A 19,223-nucleotide genomic window follows, 5' to 3' on the forward strand; every position below is an offset into this window, starting at 1 on the left:
TACAACTCGGTCTGAAAAGAGGGGAAAAACCCTCCGCAGATTAGTACAGACGAGTACGGCGTGCGTTTTCGCGAGCCAGTTTCTTCGCGTGACGTTTTACAGCAGAAGCTTTGGCGCGCTTACGCTCAGTGGTCGGTTTTTCATAGAATTCACGACGACGAACTTCCGCCAGAACACCTGCTTTTTCGCAGGAACGCTTGAAGCGACGCAGTGCTACGTCGAACGGCTCGTTTTCACGTACTTTAATTACCGGCATGTGCCTCTCACCTTTAGATAATTCGGTTTGCCGCTGGCATCGATGCCAGCTTATTTCAAAATGGTGCGGAATTTTACTTCAACTGCGGCTGCTTTGTAAAGCACCGCCAGGGCAAGAAAGCGGCTTTATTGCTTCACCCCTGTCCAGGGGGGCAGAGTATACACGCCGGCGCTGAAAAGTGCGCAAGGTTTTACAATATTGCCGCTAAGGCATACACTGCGCGCCGGGTAAAAGAGGTAAAAGTGATGCGTGTACTGGGTATTGAAACTTCCTGTGATGAAACCGGCATCGCCATCTACGACGATGCGCGCGGTCTGTTGGCCAACCAGCTATATAGCCAGGTGAAACTGCATGCCGATTACGGCGGTGTGGTGCCGGAACTGGCGTCCCGGGACCACGTACGCAAGACCGTACCGTTGATTCAGGCGGCGCTAAAAGAGGCCGGATTGACAGCAAAAGATATCGACGGCGTGGCTTACACGGCCGGTCCAGGCTTGGTGGGCGCGCTGCTGGTGGGGGCCACGGTCGGCCGGGCGCTGGCATTCGCCTGGGATGTGCCGGCGGTGCCGGTGCACCATATGGAAGGGCACCTGCTGGCGCCGATGCTGGAAGAAAATCCCCCCGAATTTCCGTTTGTCGCTCTGCTGGTGTCCGGCGGCCATACGCAATTGATTAGCGTAACCGGCATCGGTCACTATGAACTGCTGGGCGAGTCTATTGATGATGCGGCGGGGGAGGCCTTTGATAAGACGGCCAAACTGCTGGGGCTGGATTATCCGGGCGGGCCGTTGCTGTCGAAACTGGCCGCTCAGGGAACGCCCGGGCGTTTTACCTTCCCGCGGCCTATGACCGATCGCCCGGGACTGGATTTCAGTTTCTCCGGCCTGAAAACGTTTGCGGCTAACACCATCCGCGACAGCGGCACAGACGATCAAACTCGCGCTGATATCGCCCGCGCGTTCGAAGACGCAGTGGTAGACACCCTGATGATTAAGTGCAAACGGGCGCTGGATCAGAGCGGATTTACACGCCTGGTGATGGCCGGCGGCGTCAGCGCCAACCGCACGCTGCGGGCCAGGCTCGCCGGGATGATGACGAAGCGCCGCGGCGAGGTGTTCTATGCCCGGCCTGAGTTTTGTACCGATAACGGCGCGATGATCGCTTATGCCGGTATGGTACGGCTGAAGGCCGTAGGCGGCACAGATCTGAGCGTCAGCGTTCGTCCGCGCTGGCCGCTGGCGGAACTGCCCGCCGCCTGATACCGGCCGGTTTTTAAGAGGATCCGCCTGCCTGTGGTTACGAAATTTGCGCAGGACTGGTCAGCAATCAGAAACCCCATGCCGATGCATGGGGTTTTCATTTAGGGCGATCGTTACAGCACCAATGGCATCCATATCAGCCCGGTGAGCAGCAACAGGAGCAGGAAGGTGATGCCGAACAAAGCCCCCAGCCGCCAGTAATCCGTGGTTGGGAGATAACCGCTGCCGTAATAGATTGGGCTGGGACCGGTCGCGTAAGGCGTCAGGATGCTGCCCAGGCCGATAGCGGCGCCGACCATCAGGCAGAAGACCGGCAGTGGAATTTCCGGCATAGCGATAGCGGCGGCGATCATCATCGGCGCCAGCGCCGAGGTGTAGGCGGTGGCGCTGGCAAAGAAATAGCGCAGCAGATAGAACACGACAATCAGCGCTATCATCACCATTGTGGAGGGATAGCCCGCCAGCCCCTGGGCCAGCAACTGGCCGAACCAGGTGATAAATCCGGTATTGTTCAACCCGGTCGCCAGGGCAATCAGTGACGCCAGCCAGAAAAACACGCTCCAGGCCGATTTATTGCTGATGATATCGTCCCAGCAGATGATACGCATGGTCAGCATCAGCGCCACCACGCTGTAGCCGACCATTGCGGCATCAATATAGCTACCGCCGAAAATCCACAGCGCCAGAGCGCCGATCATCAGTACCAGCATGCGTTTTTCCCGGCTGGACAACGGCCCCATTGCCTTTAGCTCCGCTTCCGCCCAGCGGGGAACCTGATCGCCGGATTTTAGCACCGGCGGATAAAGAAGGTATGCCAGCCATGGCACCAGCAAAATCAGCGCGATGCTCAGCGGCAACATGCCGAGGAACCAGTCACCCCAGGAAAGGGCGCTGCCAGAGGCGCTCTTCATCAACCCGATCAACAACAGGTTTGGCGCCATCGCAGTAAGAAAGATAGCGCTGGTCACGCAGTCGGCGGTGATGCCCATCCACATAATATAAGAGCCAATACTGCGCGAGCTGGCGCTGTTGGGCTGCGAGTCATAGAGCGGCGGCAGGTTGCGGATAATCGGGTAAATAATACCGGCGCCGCGCGCCGAGTTTGACGGGGTGACCGGCGCCAGCACCAGCTCCGACAGCATCACCGCATAGCCGAGAAACAGTGTGCGGTGGCCCATTTTTTTCACCAGCATCAGGGCGATGCGTCGCCCGAGGCCGGTTTTTTCATAGCCGGTGCCAAACATAAAGGCGGCGAAAATCAGCCAGATAACCGAGTTGGAAAAGCCGGATACTGCCCAGGAAAGCGCTTTTGAGGTAAATTTAAAACCGTCCTGCGCCATTTGTTGCGGGCTGAACAGCAGCCACGGCGACAGAATAGCGATAATGGCAATCCCGATCATAGCGACCACGGCGCCAGGCACAGGCTCGAGGATCAGCCCGACGATCACGCCGGTAAAAACAGCGAAGTAGAGCCAGGTATGCCTTTCCAGGCCATCGGGCGCCGGGATCAGCGCAATAACGGCAATCACCAGCAGTGGCGCCAGGTAGCGCCAGTAATCACGTAGAGTAGCCATGGTGTGTCCCTGCTGCGGGGAGAGGCACTCGCCTCTCCGTGACGGCTATTTGATGTAATGAACGTGCTCGCAGATCTCTTCAACCAGCGGTTCGCGGCGTTCGGCAAATAACTTTTTGTTGTCGGCAATCAGGTTGTTACCCTGGGTATCAATCGAGACAATCAGCGGGCCGAACTCTTTCACCCGGCACACCCACAGCGATTCCGGCATACCCAGCTCGGTCCAGTGCACCTCTTCGATTTCTTCAACCTGCGTGGCCGCCAGTACCGCGCAGCCGGCGGGAAAGATGACGTGCAGCGCCTTAAACTCCCGGCAACCCTGTTCAGTCAGCGGTCCCATGCCGCCTTTGCCGACGATTAACCGTACGCCGGTCTGCTCAATAAACTGCTTCTCAAAGGCTTCCATACGCATACTAGTGGTGGGGCCTACAGAGACCATTTCCCATTTGTCGCCGTTCTGGCGCACTATCGGGCCGGCATGGAAGATGGCTTTACCGCGCAGGTCGTAGGGGATGGGTCTTTTAAGCTCAATCAACCGGCGATGGCAGACATCGCGGCAGGTCACCAGTGTGCCGGTCAGGTAAATCACATCGCCGACGCGAATATCCGCCAGATCTTCAGCCTGGATTGGGGTCGTCAGGATCTTTTTCATAGCGCGCTCCGGGTATGTGACAGGTTTTCAAAGGACAGGTCGGCATGGACCAGCAGGGTGCCGCGGCGATGCGCCCAGCAGCCGGTGGAGACGGCAACGCCGATAGTGGAAGGGTGGCGGGCGGCGGATTCAATATGTACCCCCATCACCGAGCTATTTCCGGTGAGGCCTTGTGGGCCGATGCCCAGTTTGTTGAGCCCCTCCTCCAGGCGTAGCTCCAGTTCGGCAGCCTTCGGGTTGGGATGGCGTGAACCAATCGGGCGCAAAATCGCCTTGCGTGACAGTACGGCGGCGGTTTCCACCGAGGTGGCGATGCCGACGCCGACCAGTACCGGCGGGCAGGCATTGACCGCCAGCGTGGAGATATTTTCAAATACAAATCTGACTACACCTTCATAGCCTTCGGAAGGCATCAGTACTTTGGAACGACCGGGCAGGGTGCAGCCGCCGCCGGCCATATAGACCTCGATCTCCGCGTCCTCTCCGTCGGGCACAATATCCCAGGTGACCCACGGTACGCCGCTGCCGGTATTCTTACCGGTATTCACTTCGTCAAAAATCTCGACGGCGTTATGACGCAGCGGCGCTTTCACTGTGGCTTCTTCCACGGCCCGCTTCAGAATGGCCTGCAATTCGCCAAGCAGAGGAAAGCGGGCGCCGACCTTGACGAAAAACATGATCTCCCCGGTGTCCTGGCAGGCGGGACGATTCAGGTCGATGGCTTTTTGCATATTGTCGAACATGGTGTGATAGATAATTTTCCCCATGTCCGAGGTTTCGGCATCGCGCAACTGCTTGAGTTTATCCACCACATCGTCGGGCATACGGGTGGATATCATGGCGGTAAAGTCGGCGACAATTTGCGTCAGTTTACCGATCGCTTGCTGATTATTTTGTGGGTTCATGACATTGCTCCAGTATTATTAATCCATCTGGATGAAAAGAAATAAAAAAGCTGAAATTAAACTACCACTGAAAGAGTGGTTTTTTATTTTCTGCGGCTGTGAATATTCAATTAACGATTCGTGAATTCACCTGTCGGCGCGAGAAAAACAGCGCCTGGGATCTACAAAATTGAGCAAGGCCAAAGTTAGCGTATCGGGCAGGACGTAAACTGCCCTCAGTCGATTTTGAGGGATATGCCATGGTAATTGCGCAATACCCGTTGCCGAAAGATCTTCAGGTGCTGGTGGAGATTGTCCATACCGGAAGCTTCAGCGGCGCCGCGGAAAAGCTCGGCCAGACGCCAGCCTTTGTGACCAAGCGGATCCAAATCCTTGAGTCATCGCTGGGGGCAACCCTGATTAACCGATCGGCGCGCGGCGTGACGCTGACCGAGAGCGGCAGGCGCTGCTATGAGCAGGGGCTGGATATCCTGACCCGGCTGCAGGTGCTGGTGGAAGACGTGACCAGGATTAAGACCCGGCCAGAGGGGTTGATACGCATCGGCTGCAGTTTTGGTTTTGGCCGGACCTTTATTGCTCCGGCGATCACCGAATTAATGCGTTTATATCCGGAACTGCAGGTGCACTTTGAATTATTCGATCGGCAGATTGACTTAAGCCGCGATAATATTGACCTGGATATCCGCATTAATGACGAAATACCTCAGCATTATATTGCTCATCTGCTGGCAAAGAATAATCGCATATTATGCGCCGCCCCGGCGTATCTGGAAAAAAATCCGCCGCCGGCGTCGCTGGTCGAGTTACCGGCCCATGACTGCCTGGTGACGAAAGAGCGGGATATGACCCACGGCGTCTGGGAGCTGGACAACGGCGCAGAGAAAAGATCGGTGAAGGTCTCCGGCCATCTTTCCTCCAACAGCGGTGAAATTGTGCTGCGCTGGGCGCTGGAAGGTAAAGGCATCATGCTGCGTTCCGAATGGGACGTGCTGCCGTTTCTGGATTCCGGGGAACTGGTGCGGGTACTACCGGGCTATGCGCAAAGCGCCAATATCTGGGCGGTGTATCAGGAGCCGCTGTATCGTAGCGTGAAACTGCGGGTGTGCGTTGAATTTCTGGCGGAATACTGCCAGCGTTTCCTTGGGACGTCGAATGAGGTCTATCAGCCGCAGCCTGGCGCGGCGAACCTTATCCGCTAGCGCTGTAGCCGGAAGGTCGGCGACTACTTATCCTGCTCCGGCGCTTTCTTTTTACGCAGTTTTTTCCAGATTCGAGTCTCCTGGCCGCGCCACAGCCGCTGGATATTATCGTGATGGCGAATCAGGATCAGGCACGACAGCATGGCGACCGGGAAGGTGAACTGGGGTTTAAACCACCAGACGTAGAACGGCGCGACCAGCGCGCTGATGATAGCCCCAAGTGACGAATAACCGCTGAGTAGCACCGTTAGCAGCCAGGTGCCGGCCATTACACCGGTCAAATCCCAGCCGATCGGGGCAATGGCGCCGAAGGCGGTAGCCACCCCTTTTCCGCCTTTGAAATGGAAGAAAACCGGCCAGATGTGGCCCAGACAGGCGGCGATCGCCACCAGCCCCAGCCAGAAAGGCGTCAGGCCTATCAGATAAGATATCCAGACCGGCAGCATGCCTTTCAGAATATCAAAAATCAGTACCGTGACGGCGGCGCCTTTACCGCCAATACGTAGCACATTGGTGGCTCCCGGGTTGCCGGAGCCGCTTTCCCGCGGATCGGGTAAACCGGCGATACGGCAGACCAGAATGGCGCTGGATATCGAGCCGCAAAGGTACGCAAGGATAATCATGCCTGGCGCGATTGCACTCATAACGCTGTTCCGTTGTGAAAATGTCGTTTTATATTCAGCATCTGTGGATAATACGCATATTTTGCCGGAAGTGGTATCCGGTTGGGCTAAAAAGCGGGTGGACGTGATGGACATTGTATTTATAGAGCAACTTTCGGTAATCACCACGATTGGTGTTTATGACTGGGAGCAAACCATTGAGCAGCGCCTGGTGTTCGATATCGAAATCGCCTGGGATAACCGCAAAGCGGCCGGCAGCGACGACGTTAAAGATTGTCTTAGTTATGCAGATGTCTGCGAGGCGGTGGTTGAGCATGTCGAAGGGGGGCGTTTTGCGCTGGTGGAACGGGTCGCGGAAGAGGTAGCGCAATTATTGTTGGCCCGCTTTAACGCTCCGCGGGTGAAAATTAAAGTCAGCAAACCCGGCGCGGTGGCCCGCGCGGCGAACGTCGGCGTACTCATTGAGCGTGTAAATAGTGGAATTCCTCCGAAATAACGTCATCTTTATTAAACAAAATCCGCATATGCTGGTCTTAACGCCAGACTGTGTGGCTTAAGCCATCCGCTGCGCCGGTGTTTCTCCGTCTGGTGGTATATTCGTGAGCGCGGTTTTTTATTTTTTGCGGTCAGCGTTGTTATGACCGTTTTTTGTTCGGAACGACTGAGGTTTTATTAATGGGTGATATGCATTCGCTGCTGGTGGCGGCGATACTTGGGATCGTTGAGGGATTAACGGAGTTTTTGCCGGTTTCGTCCACCGGTCATATGATCATCGTCGGCCATCTGCTGGGCTTTGAGGGCGACACCGCTGAAACCTTTGAAGTGGTGATCCAACTGGGGTCGATTCTCGCCGTGGTGGTGATGTTCTGGCGGCGTCTGTTTGGCCTGATCGGTATTCATTTCGGCAGGCCGCCTCATGAGGGTTCCGGCTCCAGGCGCTTATCTCTGATTCATATCATCCTCGGTATGATCCCGGCGGTGGTGCTGGGACTGATTTTCCACGATACCATTAAGTCGCTGTTTAACCCGGTCAACGTGATGTATGCCCTGGTGGTTGGCGGCCTGTTGCTGATCGCCGCTGAAGTGCTGAAACCGAAAGTACCGCGAGCGGCAGGGCTGGACGATATGACCTACCGGCAGGCGTTTATGGTTGGCTGCTTTCAGTGCCTGGCGCTGTGGCCCGGGTTCTCTCGTTCCGGCGCCACCATTTCCGGCGGGATGCTGATGGGGGTGAGCCGCTATGCGGCGTCCGAATTCTCTTTCCTGCTGGCGGTGCCGATGATGATGGGCGCTACTGCGCTGGATCTCTACAAAAGCATCGATTTTTTGACCATGGCCGATGTACCAATGTTTGCTGTGGGCTTTGTGATGGCCTTTATCGTGGCGCTGATCGCGATTAAAACCTTCCTGCAGCTCATCAAGCGCGTCTCTTTCATTCCTTTCGCCATTTACCGCTTTGTGGTTGCCGCAGCGGTATGGGTGGTCTTTATGTAACCGCCCTGGCCCTCAGCTTTGCGGCTGGGGGCAGGCTGTGGCTTTCCAGGCTGCCAGCGCCTGAATACGGCGGCGAGTCAGTTCATCACGCACCGCCGCCCCTTTAAATCCTGCCGCGATAACCTCGCTGACCGCCACGCTTTGCGCTACCTGCCAGGCATCGCGCAGCAGACGGCCCTGCGGATAGTCGATCTCTTCCAGCCCTTTTCGCCCCCGGGCGTCCGCTTCGCTGGTGATGGCGATTTGTTCCACCCGCTGCGGTTTGCGCCAGGCGTCAAGGCGGTCAAACAGCCTGACCAGCGTCTCCGGTCGTAACTGCCCAATGGTATGTATCAGGTCGTGAAACTCAGCCACCAGTTTCGCCAGGTCGCGCACCTCGTTGGGTACGCGCAACCTCAGGCACAGCTGTTCCACCAGTTTCACCCCCGCCGGGCCATGACCGTGATGGCGGGGCCACAGATGGCGGGGCGTCAGTCCTTTACCCAGGTCGTGGCACAGAGCGGCAAAACGAATATCTACCGCCTGGCTGAGCCGGGCGGCGAGGCGTAGTGTCATCAGGGTGTGAATACCGGTGTCGATCTCCGGGTGCCATTTTTCCGGCGCCGGGATACCAAACAGCACGTCGATTTCCGGGAACATAACCGCCAGCGCGCCGCAGTCGCGCAGCACCTCAAAATAGACCTCGGGACTGCGGCTGGTGAGGGCGTTTTCCGTCTCTTTCCATACCCGTTCGGCGGTCAGGTGCGCCAGTTCTCCCTGCTCCGTCATCGTACGCATCAGCGCCAGGGTTTCCGGCGCAATGCGAAAACCGAGATGGGCATAGCGGGCGGCAAAGCGCGCCACGCGCAGTACACGCAGCGGATCTTCGCTAAATGCGCTGGAGATATGGCGCAGCCAGCGTGCCTCAAGGTCGCGGCGGCCCCGCCAGGGATCGACATACTGGCCGTCTTCGTCCCGGGCGATAGCGTTGATGGTCAGATCGCGGCGCAGCAGATCCTGCTCAAGCGTGACATCAGGCGCCGCATAACAGGTGAAACCGGTGTAGCCGCGGCCGGATTTGCGTTCGGTACGCGCCAGCGCATACTCTTCGTGGCTATCCGGATGCAGAAAGACGGGAAAATCTTTCCCGACCTGCTGAAAACCCGCGGCCAGCATCTCCTGCGGCGTGGCGCCCGTCACCACCCAATCCCTGTCTTTGACCGGTAGCCCCAATAATTCATCCCGCACTGCACCACCGACCAGATAACGCTTCACCTCAACCTCTCCTGAATTGATATACTCTACTGATGATACGTTAAGAAGCGCGCGGATCGCCAAAAGAAAAGGCGACCCGCTGCGATAGACGGCGGCAGGTAGGGCATCCGGCGCACAGACAAAAACGCCAGCGCCGGGTCAGGGAATGCCGGAAAAATCGATAATCGTGTCGGCCCCATTCGGGGCCGAAGACTCAGTTCATCCAGCGATCTTTTCGCTTACGGCCCGGAATGATGTGCGGCAACAGCAGGCCCAACAGCAGGCCGACGCCAGCCACGCCGCCGCCATACATAAACCACTGCATGATGATGGTGCGCTGCTTGTCGTCCAACTGGATGTTGGCCGCTTCAACTTTTTTCTGGGCCACCACCAGTTGGTTTTTCAGAGACTGATTCTCGTCTTTCAGGCTGTTGATGATGCTGTCGCTGGCGGCGACTTTTTTCTGCATTTCCGCCGTCCGATCGTTCCAGGTCGCGTCAATATTATTGAGCTTCTCGGTCAGTGAGTTGACCTGGTTTTGCAGATCCGGCACCCGTACTTTGAGACTCGGTTCAGTGCTGAGCTGAGCCAGCGGGATCCAGAAAGTGCGCCCGTTGGTATCGCGAATCTGGCCGTATTTGGTCTCAGGATTGCTCTGCAACAGCAGCACCTCTTCACCGGCATCCACGGTACCGACCAGGCGATAGTTGTCCCCCGGACCGCTGCGCACCCAGGTGTTCAGTTCGTCGGAAATGTAGCGTTTCTCCTCGGCATGGACTGTCGCTGAAACGCTGAGCGTAAGTAAGGTAAAGCAAACAAGGCGTAATTTGTGCATCAGTTTTTCGTTGTTTTCATTAAATGTGGAACGATAGTAATGGCTCAGTCTGACGAGGCCAAACCTGAAACTGAATGAGAATCATCCAGGAGGTTTGCGCTGTAAATCAGTCTCACCCGTGAACATGGCAATTTGCTGCAAAATAATATCTACTGACAAACATTCGTCTGGTAAGTTCGCGGGAATTGTCTCCCGTCCGTCGACAACGGTAATTAAACATACTATGGCTCAGGAAATCGAACTCAAGTTTATTGTTGAACAAACCGCCCTGGAACCGCTGCGCGCCGCGCTTGATGCGCTGACTGCCGATCATACGGCGCCCCGCCAGTTATTGAACATCTATTATGAAACCCCCGATCTGCTGCTGCGTCGTCATGACATGGGGCTGCGTATCCGCGGCGATAATGGCCGCTATGAGATGACGATGAAAACCGCCGGGCGCACTACTGGCGGGCTGCATCAGCGGCCGGAATACAATGTCGAGCTGGCGACGCCTGAACTGCAACTGGCGCTGTTCCCGGCGGATATGTGGCCGCAAGGGCTGGAAGCGCAGGCGCTGGCATTGCGGGTTGAACCCCTGTTCAGCACCGATTTTTTGCGTGAGAAGTGGGTGGTTACTTACGGTGACAGCCGCATTGAGATAGCTCTGGATTTGGGCGAGGTGAAAAGTGGCGCCGATGCGGAACCGATCTGCGAGCTGGAACTGGAACTGCTGGAAGGCGCTACCGGCGATCTGCTGAAGCTGGCGCGCCAGCTGGTGGCGGTTCCCGGCCTGCGTCAGGGGAGTCTGAGCAAGGCGGCGCGCGGTTATCACCTGGCGCAGGGGAACCCGACGCGGCCGATCAAACCGCTGGGCGTGCTGCGCGTGGCGGCAAAATCATCCATAGAACAGGCGCTTGCCGGAGCGCTGGAAATGGCGCTGGCGCACTGGCAGTACCATGAAGAGTTGTGGGTGCGCGGTAATGAAAGTGCCCGCGGTGAAGTCGCTGCGGGCATGGCTCTGGTGCGTCATGCACTGGCGCTGTTTGGCGGTATTGTGCCACGAAAAGCGAGCGCTCACTTACGCGATCAGTTGACCCGCTGCGAGGCGTCGCTGGTTAGCGGGGAATCGGCTATGACGCTGGCATTCAGCCCGTTGTTCAGCGGCGCGCGTCTGGCGCTGACGGAATGGATTATCGGCGCCGGCTGGCAGCCGTTTCTTGATGATAAAGCCCGGCGCAGAATCGCCGATTCTTTTAAACGTTTTGCCGATAACCAGCTGTCGCGTCATGCCGCTGAGCAGCGGCGAGCGTTTGAATTGCCGATCGGCGCGAACTATCAGGAGCGTTTGCCGCGGCTGGTGCGGGAAATTGACGCCGTTCGCCTGCTGGCCGGGGCTTATCAGGAAAGCCTGGCCTTACCGTGGCTGGAACGCTGGCAACAGTTGCATGACGCTATGGCTCACGGACAGCGGGCCGAAGTGGAGGAATTGCGTCGCCAGGCGCTGGCTCAGCCGCCATTCTGGCGGCACAGTGGAAAAGCTTAACCGGGGAAAATAATGATGTCAGGTTCGATGCTGGAACAGCAATGGCAGGCCGTCGCGTCGCGCCTGCCGCAGGAGATGGACGCCGCCGCCCTGAATGAACAGGCCAGGGAAGTGCTGACCTTCAGCGATTTTGTCGCTGATAGTGTGGTGGCGCATCCCGAATGGCTGGCGCAGTTGCAGGCGCAGCCCCCGGCGCCCGATGAATGGCGTCACTACGCGTCATGGTTGCAGACAGCGCTGGCGGAGGTAGACAGCGAAGGCGCGCTGATGCAGGCGCTGCGCGGCTTCCGGCGGCGAGTGATGGTGCGTATCGCCTGGGCCCAGATAGCGCGGTCGGCGACCACCCAACAGACATTGCAGCAACTGAGCGCGCTGGCGGAGACGCTGATTGTCGCCGCCCGGGACTGGCTGTATGAGGCCTGCTGTCGCGAATGGGGGACGCCGGTCAATAGCGACGGCGTCGCTCAGCCGCTGATGATTCTTGGGATGGGTAAACTGGGCGGCGGCGAGCTGAATTTTTCCTCAGACATCGATCTGATTTTTGCCTGGCCGGAGAACGGCAGTACTCAGGGCGGGCGCCGCGAGCTGGATAATGCCCAGTTCTTTACCCGCCTTGGCCAGCGCCTCATCAAAGTACTGGACCAGCCTACTCAGGATGGATTTGTCTATCGTGTGGATATGCGGCTGCGCCCCTTTGGCGATAGCGGGCCGCTGGTGCTCAGCTATGCCGCGCTGGAAGATTATTACCAGGAGCAGGGGCGCGACTGGGAACGCTATGCGATGGTCAAAGCGCGCATCATGGGCGATAACGATGATATCTGGAGCCAGGAGCTGCGCGCCATGCTGCGGCCTTTTGTCTTCCGCCGCTATATCGATTTCAGCGTTATTCAGTCGCTGAGGAATATGAAGGGCATGATCGCCCGCGAGGTGCGGCGTCGCGGCTTAACCGACAATATCAAGCTGGGCGCCGGCGGTATCCGGGAAGTGGAGTTTATTGTTCAGGTTTTTCAGTTGATTCGCGGCGGTCGTGAGCCGCAGCTTCAGGCGCGGGCGCTGCTGCCGACGCTGGAGGCTATCGGCCAGTTGCATCTGCTGACTGAAGAGGAGGTGGAGACGCTGCGCGAGGCCTATCTGTATCTGCGCCGCCTGGAAAACCTGTTGCAGAGCATCAATGATGAACAGACCCAGACGCTGCCCGGAGACGCGCTTAACCGCGCCCGGCTGGCGTGGGGGATGGCGGAAGAGCACTGGGAAGGGTTGCAGTCCACGCTGGATCGCCATATGAGCGGCGTGCGCCGGGTGTTTAATGAACTGATCGGCGATGATGAACCGCAGGCAGAGGATGAGAAGTGCGCGGAAGGCTGGCGCGAACTGTGGCAGGACGCGCTGGACGCCGATGATTCGACGCCGGTGCTGAATCCTCTCTCCCCGCAGGAGCGCCAGCGGGTGCTGGCGCTGGCGGCGGATTTCCGTCAGGAGATGGACAAACGCACTATCGGCCCGCGCGGGCGCCAGGTGCTCGATCAACTGATGCCGCATCTGCTGCGCGAAGTCTGCGAGCGGGAAGATGCTTCGGTTCCTCTGTCGCGTCTCACGCCGCTGCTGGCGGGTATTGTCACCCGCACCACCTATCTGGAACTGCTGGTGGAATTTCCCGGCGCCCTGAAACACCTGATTCGCCTGTGCGGCGCCTCGCCGATGGTGGCGGGGCAACTGGCGCGCTACCCGCTGTTGCTTGATGAGCTGCTGGACCCGGCAACCCTTTATCAGCCCACCGCGACCGACGCTTACCGGGATGAGTTGCGCCAGTACCAGCTGCGGGTGCCGGAAGAAGATGAAGAGCAACAGCTGGAGGCGCTGCGCCAGTTCAAACAGGCGCAGTTGCTGCGCGTGGCGGCGGCCGATATCGCCGGCACTCTGCCGGTGATGAAGGTCAGCGATCATCTGACCTGGCTGGCGGAGGCGATGATTGATGCCGTGGTACAGCAGGCCTGGAATCAGATGGTGGCCCGCTACGGTCAGCCGATTCATCTGCGCGATCGTGAGGGACGCGGCTTTGCCGTGGTCGGGTATGGCAAGCTGGGGGGTTGGGAACTGGGCTACAGTTCCGATCTCGATCTGGTCTTTCTTCACGACTGCCCGGCGGAGGTTATGACCGACGGCGAGCGGGAGATTGACGGGCGCCAGTTTTATTTGCGACTGGCCCAGCGCATTATGCACCTGTTCAGTACCCGCACCTCTTCGGGGATCCTCTATGAGGTGGACGCGCGGCTGCGTCCTTCCGGCGCTGCCGGAATGCTGGTGACCACCGCCGACGCGTTTGCCGATTATCAACAAAACGAGGCCTGGACCTGGGAACACCAGGCGCTGGTGCGGGCGCGGGTAGTGTATGGCGATCCGCAACTGCGCCAGCGCTTTGACGATATTCGCCGTCAGATCCTGTGTAACCGGCGCGATGGCGCTAAGCTGCAGGTGGAGGTGCGCGAGATGCGCGAGAAAATGCGCGCTCACCTTGGCAACAAGCAACGGGAACGCTTTGATATTAAAGTCGACGCCGGCGGAATCACCGATATTGAGTTCATTACCCAGTATCTGGTACTACGCTACGCCCATGAAGCGCCGAAGCTGACGCGCTGGTCGGACAATGTACGTATCCTGGAATTGCTGACCGCGGCGGAGATTATGCCGGAAGAAGAAGCCCGGGCGTTGACGCACGCTTACGTCACCCTGCGCGATGCTCTGCATCACCTGGCGCTGCAGGAACTGCCAGGACACGTATCGGAAGAGGCGTTCAGCGCCGAGCGCGCCTGTGTTACCCACAGCTGGCAAAAGTGGCTGGCCGCCTCACAACCGCGCGCTGACAGCTAATTGTGCTATCATCGCGCCAGAATTTAGTTTCGCTCTGGAGAGTCAGGAATGAAAGTAACGCTGCCCGAATACCACCGCGCCAACGTCATGGTGGTGGGGGATGTGATGCTCGATCGCTACTGGTATGGTCCCACCAGCCGTATTTCCCCCGAGGCCCCGGTGCCGGTGGTGAAAGTGGATAACATTGAAGAGCGGCCCGGCGGCGCGGCCAACGTGGCGATGAATATTGCCTCCCTGGGGGCGGGTTCACGCCTTGTCGGGTTGACCGGCATCGACGATGCGGCGCGCGCGCTGAGCCAGTCGCTGACCGGCGTTAATGTGAAGTGCGATTTCGTCTCTGTGGCGACCCATCCGACCATCACTAAGCTGCGCGTACTGTCGCGTAACCAGCAACTGATTCGCCTCGATTTCGAAGAAGGGTTTGAAGGCGTCGATCCGCAGCCGATTCATGAGCGTATCAGCCAGGCGTTGCCGCAGATTGGCGCGCTGGTGCTTTCCGACTATGCCAAAGGGGCGCTGGCCAGCGTACAGCAGATGATTGCCCTGGCGCGTCAGGCCGGAGTGCCGGTGCTGATCGATCCTAAAGGCACGGATTTTGAGCGCTATCGCGGCGCTACGCTGTTAACGCCGAATTTGTCGGAATTCGAAGCGGTGGTCGGCAAATGTAAAAGCGAAGACGAGCTGGTCGAACGCGGGATGAAGCTGATTGACGATTATCAGTTGTCCGCGCTGCTGATTACCCGATCTGAGCAGGGGATGTCGCTGTTGCAGCCCGGGAAAGCACCACTGCATCTGCCGACCCAGGCGCAGGAAGTTTATGATGTGACCGGGGCCGGCGATACGGTGATCGGCGTTCTGGCGGCCACGCTGGCGTCCGGAAAGGCGCTGGAAGAAGCCTGCTTTTTTGCGAATGCGGCGGCAGGGGTGGTGGTCGGCAAGCTGGGCACATCCACGGTTTCGCCGGTGGAACTGGAAAACGCCGTGCGCGGCCGGGCGGAAACCGGCTTCGGGGTGATGACCGAAGAGAGCCTGCAGGATGCTGTGGCGGCCGCCCGCAAGCGTGGCGAAAAGGTGGTCATGACCAACGGGGTGTTTGATATTTTGCACGCCGGCCACGTTTCTTACCTCGCTAATGCCCGTAAACTGGGCGATCGCCTGATTGTGGCGGTGAACAGCGATGCCTCTACCCGGCGTCTGAAAGGGGATACTCGCCCGGTTAACCCGCTGGAACAGCGCATGATTGTGCTGGGGGCGCTGGAAGCCGTGGACTGGGTGGTGCCATTTGAAGAGGACACCCCACAGCGCCTGATAGCTGAAATCCTGCCCGACCTGCTGGTCAAGGGCGGCGATTACAAGCCGGATGAGATCGCTGGTAGCAAAGAGGTCTGGGAAAACGGCGGCGAGGTGATGGTGTTGAACTTTGAAGATGGTTGCTCCACAACCAACATCATTCAAAAGATTCAGAAACAGAGCTAAGCCCGATGCGGGCGCCGCGTCACTGAATAAAAAACAGACTCAGCGGTCTGCTCAGATGGCTGAAAAAAGGAGGAAAAACGCGTTTTTCCTCCTTTTTTGTTATCAGCAAGTCCGGACATGAGATGAGGTTTATCATCAATCTCAGGCCAGCCTCTGGCGAGGTGGCCTGCCTGGCATTATTTCTTCTGCTCAGAAGAGGGCAGCGTCCAGGAACCTGAGACGCCTTCCGGTTTCACTTCCTCGATCTGTGCGACTGGCGCCTGAACCGCCGGCGTTTCCGGGTCTGCTATCTGCGGGGCGCTTCCAATGGTGGAAGCTTGCAGCGGCGCGGTGAGTTTGTTCAGTGAATCGCCGGAAAGCCCGATTTCATTGAGTAACGAATCAATCACCGGCGCATGGGTGCGGTAGCTCAGGGCGGCGGACAGGGCCTGCTCGGCGAGGTTACTGCCGCCAGCGGTACCCGCTTCCAGCGCCGCTGCGCCTGCGCCGCCGGTGCGATTCAGACCGTCGACCTGAATGATCTTAATGCCGTCGATAGACTTCATCGGTTCGACGGATTTCTCAATGATCGCCGGCAGCGACTGCAACAGCGCCAGACGGAATTTCAGGCTGGTCTGTTCATCGGAAAGTACGTTAATGGCATCGTTGATGGCGCGCTGCGCTTCAGCTTCCGCCAGGCCTTTTTTCCGGGTCGCTTCCGCCAGTTCGACGATGGCTGCCGCCTGCAGTTCGGCCGCTTCTTTCTCAGCCCGGGCGCGAACAGTGAGTTCCACCGCCTGGGTTTCCGCTTCCTGGGCTGCGGCGATCAGAGCAACCTGTTTGGCACGATCGGCCTCCGCGGTCTGGCGGGTGGTTTCTACATTCTGCTGAGAGCGAACGGCTTCCGCCAGCGCATCGTTAGCCCGGGCTTCCGCCTGGGACTGCTGTTCGGATTTCGCCGCGATAGCAATCGCCTTGTTCTGCTCGGCAATTTCCGTGACCTGCTGCTGATCGATTTCTTTAATCCGAACTTCCCGCTCCGCCTCAACTTTTCTGGCCCGAACCGCCTGTTCGCGCTCGATTTCCGCTTCCTGTATCTGGCGCTCGGCGGCAATGCGGCTCTGTTCCGCCTCACGATGGCGATCGGCTTCAAAGGTGGCGATTCTGGCGTTCTGCTCGGCGGTACGGGTTTTTACCTGCTGTACCTGCTCCAGGGTCATGAACGATTCCTGCTGTTCAATCTCAAGTTTACGCTCCAGCGCATCGCGGTTTTTCTCGCGTACCGCAACCTCAATATCCTGCTCAACTTCGTTTCTTTCCCGGCGGCGACGCTCGGTTTCCTGGGTCAGTTTGGTCAGACCTTCGGCGTCGAACGCGTTATTGGGATCGAAATACTCTTTAGAGGTTTGGTTAAAGTTGGTCAGTGACACACTCTCCAGCTCAAGACCGTTTTTGGACAGGTCTTCGGCAACGGTGTTCTGTACCCCCTGGACGAAATTCTCGCGGGTGTCCTGCAGCTCGTGCATGGTCATCTGGGCGGCGGTGGCGCGCAGTGCGTCGACGAATTTGTCTTCCACCAGCATGCGCAAATCTTCCGGCGACAGGGTGCGCTGACCAAGGGTCTGCGCCGCGGTGGCGATACCTTCTTCAGTCGGTTTGACCCGCACAAAGAACGCGACCACCACATCGACGCGCATACGGTCTTTGGTGATCAGGCTGTCGGTGGCCGCACGGCTGACTTCCAGCTTCAGGGTGTTCATGTTGATAGGGATCACTTCATGAAAGATCGGCAACACAATGGCACCGCCGCTCATCACCACTTTCTGGCCGCCCAGCCCGGTACGCACAAAGGCTTGCTCCGCCGAGGCGCGCTGATAGAGGCGAGCGAAAATAATACCAATAATGAACAGGCCGACGACGACAATGACTGCCGGAATCATCCATGAAGAAAAGTTGTTAAGTATGTCCATCTATTTACGTCCTTTGGTAGGTTATATCCTGTCAGCCCATGGATAGGCTTCCGCCAGAAACCGCGTACGGTTGAGGCGGGAAATAATTAGCACCCGATCGCCGCGCTGAAAGGTCTCCCCTTCATCAGGTTCAATTGCCAGGTAGTGGGTATTGCCATGTTTATCGGTGAGTTTACCTTCACAGGGGGAGCCCGGCGTCGCCCGGTGGCCGGTGATCACGGCCACGCAGCCGACAAAGCTGTCTTCCGACACGGCGGCGGTTTCATCTTTCGGCAGCCAGGGTTCGGCCCAGCGGCCCAGGTAATGAACCCCTGGTAAAGAAAAAGCCATGGCGAGCGGCGCCGTCAGCGCGTTGGATAACGGGCTTCCCAGCAGCGTGACGGCCAGTCCCTGGCCGAAGATACCCAACAAGCTGAAGAGCAGCAGGAACAGGCACAGTATGACCAGAAAGGGAATCCGTCCGACGTTGAGATAGCTGAGTACCGTTGAGATGGCGTCGTGGCTACCCAGCGGATCAACGTGATCGATATGGGCGTCGAGCGCGCCGGACAACGTGTGGCCGACCAGGAGGGAAATGACCTCAAGGAGCCCGATAAGAAAAACGATAGCCAGCGCACACAGATAGGGGGTGTTGTAGTCGGTAAAAAAATCCATGTTATTTCTTCCTTGAATACACTGGCGCCGCGACGCACATTATACTCTGCGTCCGCGGCGGCGGCCGGTTTCCCCCAGGAACCAGGGGGGGTTACTCCTGATTCTCTACCGGCGGGATCGCCGGTGCCGGCGCGTTAGCCGCCGACTGGCGATTTTCCAGCTCGGTCAGACGCTGTTCCAGCAGGGCGATTTTTTCGCGGGTGCGCAGCAGTACCTGAGTCTGAACATCAAACTCTTCGCGGCTGACCAGATCAAGACGGGTTAATTGCGCCTGTAACACCTGGCGGATTTTCTTCTCCACATCTTCCCCGAACTCGCGCACGCCTTTAGGCATGGACTCATGGACCTGACGAGCGAGCTGTTCAATTTTTTTCGGGTCAATCATCGTGATTTCCTGCTGGTGAATGGGTGAATACATTCCATTGTAATGTGTGTCTCGCGGGGGATAAACCGGAAATACGTGGCTTTGATGGATTGCCGGGGGCAAATATTAGCGTTATAGTAAATCCGCTTATTCTCAGGGCGGGGTGAAACTCCCCACCGGCGGTAAATCAGCAGACGCTGAAAGCCCGCGAGCGCTCCGGATGATTTCCGGAGGTCAGCAGATCCGGTGTAATTCCGGGGCCGACGGTTAAAGTCCGGATGGGAGAGGATAACGGTCCAGTCGGGCTTGCGTGCCCGCTCGCGTTATTTATTTAGCCGCATTCCGGCACTCCTAAGAC

17 protein-coding genes and 1 riboswitch are annotated in these 19,223 nt (G+C 58.1%); of the genes, 7 read left to right on the forward strand and 10 right to left on the reverse strand.

Annotated elements, in window-relative coordinates; all coding sequences use genetic code 11:
* Window positions 1-40 precede the first annotated feature (40 nt).
* Entirely contained in the window at window positions 41-256 is a 216-nt protein-coding gene (gene rpsU / locus AQ981_RS06760) for a 30S ribosomal protein S21 (RefSeq protein WP_001144069.1), read from the reverse strand.
* 245 nt (window positions 257-501) lie between these two features.
* Between rpsU and tsaD the strand changes: the two genes are divergently transcribed.
* Window positions 502-1,515, forward strand: a complete 1,014-nt coding sequence (tsaD, locus tag AQ981_RS06765; protein WP_058910994.1) for a tRNA (adenosine(37)-N6)-threonylcarbamoyltransferase complex transferase subunit TsaD — start codon at window positions 502-504, stop codon at window positions 1,513-1,515.
* A 113-nt stretch (window positions 1,516-1,628) separates the two neighbouring features.
* On the opposite strand, the gene AQ981_RS06770 is transcribed toward tsaD, so the two are convergent.
* Genes AQ981_RS06770 through ttdA form a run of 3 tightly spaced genes read right to left on the reverse strand, consistent with a single transcriptional unit; the run spans window position 1,629 to window position 4,645 of the window.
* A complete protein-coding gene (locus tag AQ981_RS06770) occupies window positions 1,629-3,089 on the reverse strand; it encodes an anion permease (RefSeq protein WP_058910995.1) in 1,461 nt (486 codons plus the stop codon).
* Between the two features lie 45 nt (window positions 3,090-3,134).
* Window positions 3,135-3,740 carry a L(+)-tartrate dehydratase subunit beta gene (gene ttdB, locus AQ981_RS06775; RefSeq protein WP_058910996.1) on the reverse strand — a complete coding sequence of 202 codons (606 nt, stop codon included), beginning with the start codon at window positions 3,738-3,740 and terminating at the stop codon, window positions 3,135-3,137.
* Window positions 3,737-4,645, reverse strand: coding sequence for a L(+)-tartrate dehydratase subunit alpha (gene ttdA / locus AQ981_RS06780; RefSeq protein WP_058910997.1), 909 nt, complete (start codon window positions 4,643-4,645; stop codon window positions 3,737-3,739). The genes ttdB and ttdA overlap by 4 nt, the downstream gene beginning before the upstream one ends.
* A gap of 239 nt (window positions 4,646-4,884) precedes the next feature.
* Here ttdA and ttdR point away from each other — a divergent pair, with 239 nt between their 5' ends.
* Entirely contained in the window at window positions 4,885-5,844 is a 960-nt protein-coding gene (gene ttdR / locus AQ981_RS06785) for an L-tartrate utilization transcriptional activator TtdR (protein ID WP_058910998.1), read from the forward strand.
* Window positions 5,845-5,867: 23 nt separating this feature from the next.
* Here ttdR and plsY read toward each other — a convergent pair whose 3' ends face one another.
* Window positions 5,868-6,488: a glycerol-3-phosphate 1-O-acyltransferase PlsY gene (gene plsY / locus AQ981_RS06790; protein ID WP_058910999.1), complete on the reverse strand. Its 621-nt coding sequence runs from the start codon at window positions 6,486-6,488 to the stop codon at window positions 5,868-5,870.
* Window positions 6,489-6,594: 106 nt separating this feature from the next.
* Here plsY and folB point away from each other — a divergent pair, with 106 nt between their 5' ends.
* Together folB and bacA are read left to right on the forward strand one after the other, a co-directional pair.
* Window positions 6,595-6,963 (forward strand): bifunctional dihydroneopterin aldolase/7,8-dihydroneopterin epimerase, encoded by a 369-nt coding sequence (gene folB, locus AQ981_RS06795; RefSeq protein ID WP_058911087.1) that lies wholly within the window; start codon window positions 6,595-6,597, stop codon window positions 6,961-6,963.
* 179 nt (window positions 6,964-7,142) lie between these two features.
* Window positions 7,143-7,961 carry an undecaprenyl-diphosphate phosphatase gene (bacA, locus tag AQ981_RS06800; protein WP_058911000.1) on the forward strand — a complete coding sequence of 273 codons (819 nt, stop codon included), beginning with the start codon at window positions 7,143-7,145 and terminating at the stop codon, window positions 7,959-7,961.
* 12 nt (window positions 7,962-7,973) lie between these two features.
* Here the strand turns inward: bacA and AQ981_RS06805 are convergent, their stop codons facing one another.
* Both AQ981_RS06805 and AQ981_RS06810 read right to left on the reverse strand, forming a co-directional pair.
* Window positions 7,974-9,215, reverse strand: a complete 1,242-nt coding sequence (locus tag AQ981_RS06805) for a multifunctional CCA addition/repair protein (RefSeq protein ID WP_058911001.1) — start codon at window positions 9,213-9,215, stop codon at window positions 7,974-7,976.
* Between the two features lie 193 nt (window positions 9,216-9,408).
* The gene (locus AQ981_RS06810) at window positions 9,409-10,029 is read right to left on the reverse strand and encodes a TIGR04211 family SH3 domain-containing protein (RefSeq protein WP_058911002.1); all 621 of its coding nucleotides are present in this window, start codon (window positions 10,027-10,029) and stop codon (window positions 9,409-9,411) included.
* 223 nt (window positions 10,030-10,252) lie between these two features.
* Between AQ981_RS06810 and AQ981_RS06815 the strand changes: the two genes are divergently transcribed.
* Genes AQ981_RS06815 through hldE form a run of 3 tightly spaced genes read left to right on the forward strand, consistent with a single transcriptional unit; the run spans window position 10,253 to window position 15,898 of the window.
* On the forward strand, window positions 10,253-11,554 hold the full coding sequence (locus tag AQ981_RS06815; RefSeq protein ID WP_058911003.1) for a CYTH domain-containing protein: 1,302 nt from the start codon (window positions 10,253-10,255) through the stop codon (window positions 11,552-11,554).
* Between the two features lie 12 nt (window positions 11,555-11,566).
* Window positions 11,567-14,422 carry a bifunctional [glutamate--ammonia ligase]-adenylyl-L-tyrosine phosphorylase/[glutamate--ammonia-ligase] adenylyltransferase gene (gene glnE, locus AQ981_RS06820; protein ID WP_058911004.1) on the forward strand — a complete coding sequence of 952 codons (2,856 nt, stop codon included), beginning with the start codon at window positions 11,567-11,569 and terminating at the stop codon, window positions 14,420-14,422.
* Between the two features lie 48 nt (window positions 14,423-14,470).
* Window positions 14,471-15,898, forward strand: coding sequence for a bifunctional D-glycero-beta-D-manno-heptose-7-phosphate kinase/D-glycero-beta-D-manno-heptose 1-phosphate adenylyltransferase HldE (gene hldE, locus AQ981_RS06825; protein WP_058911005.1), 1,428 nt, complete (start codon window positions 14,471-14,473; stop codon window positions 15,896-15,898).
* A 176-nt stretch (window positions 15,899-16,074) separates the two neighbouring features.
* Here hldE and AQ981_RS06830 read toward each other — a convergent pair whose 3' ends face one another.
* The 3 genes from AQ981_RS06830 to ubiK form a co-directional block, all read right to left on the reverse strand.
* A complete protein-coding gene (locus tag AQ981_RS06830; RefSeq protein WP_082683158.1) occupies window positions 16,075-17,847 on the reverse strand; it encodes a flotillin family protein in 1,773 nt (590 codons plus the stop codon).
* 21 nt (window positions 17,848-17,868) lie between these two features.
* On the reverse strand, window positions 17,869-18,501 hold the full coding sequence (locus AQ981_RS06835) for an OB-fold-containig protein (RefSeq protein WP_058911006.1): 633 nt from the start codon (window positions 18,499-18,501) through the stop codon (window positions 17,869-17,871).
* Between the two features lie 91 nt (window positions 18,502-18,592).
* Window positions 18,593-18,886: a ubiquinone biosynthesis accessory factor UbiK gene (ubiK, locus tag AQ981_RS06840; protein ID WP_058911007.1), complete on the reverse strand. Its 294-nt coding sequence runs from the start codon at window positions 18,884-18,886 to the stop codon at window positions 18,593-18,595.
* A 124-nt stretch (window positions 18,887-19,010) separates the two neighbouring features.
* A riboswitch (FMN riboswitch) is annotated at window positions 19,011-19,159 on the forward strand.
* Window positions 19,160-19,223 lie beyond the last annotated feature (64 nt).

Origin of the sequence: Entomohabitans teleogrylli (genome assembly GCF_001484765.1) — a bacterium.
GTDB lineage: Bacteria > Pseudomonadota > Gammaproteobacteria > Enterobacterales > Enterobacteriaceae > Entomohabitans > Entomohabitans teleogrylli.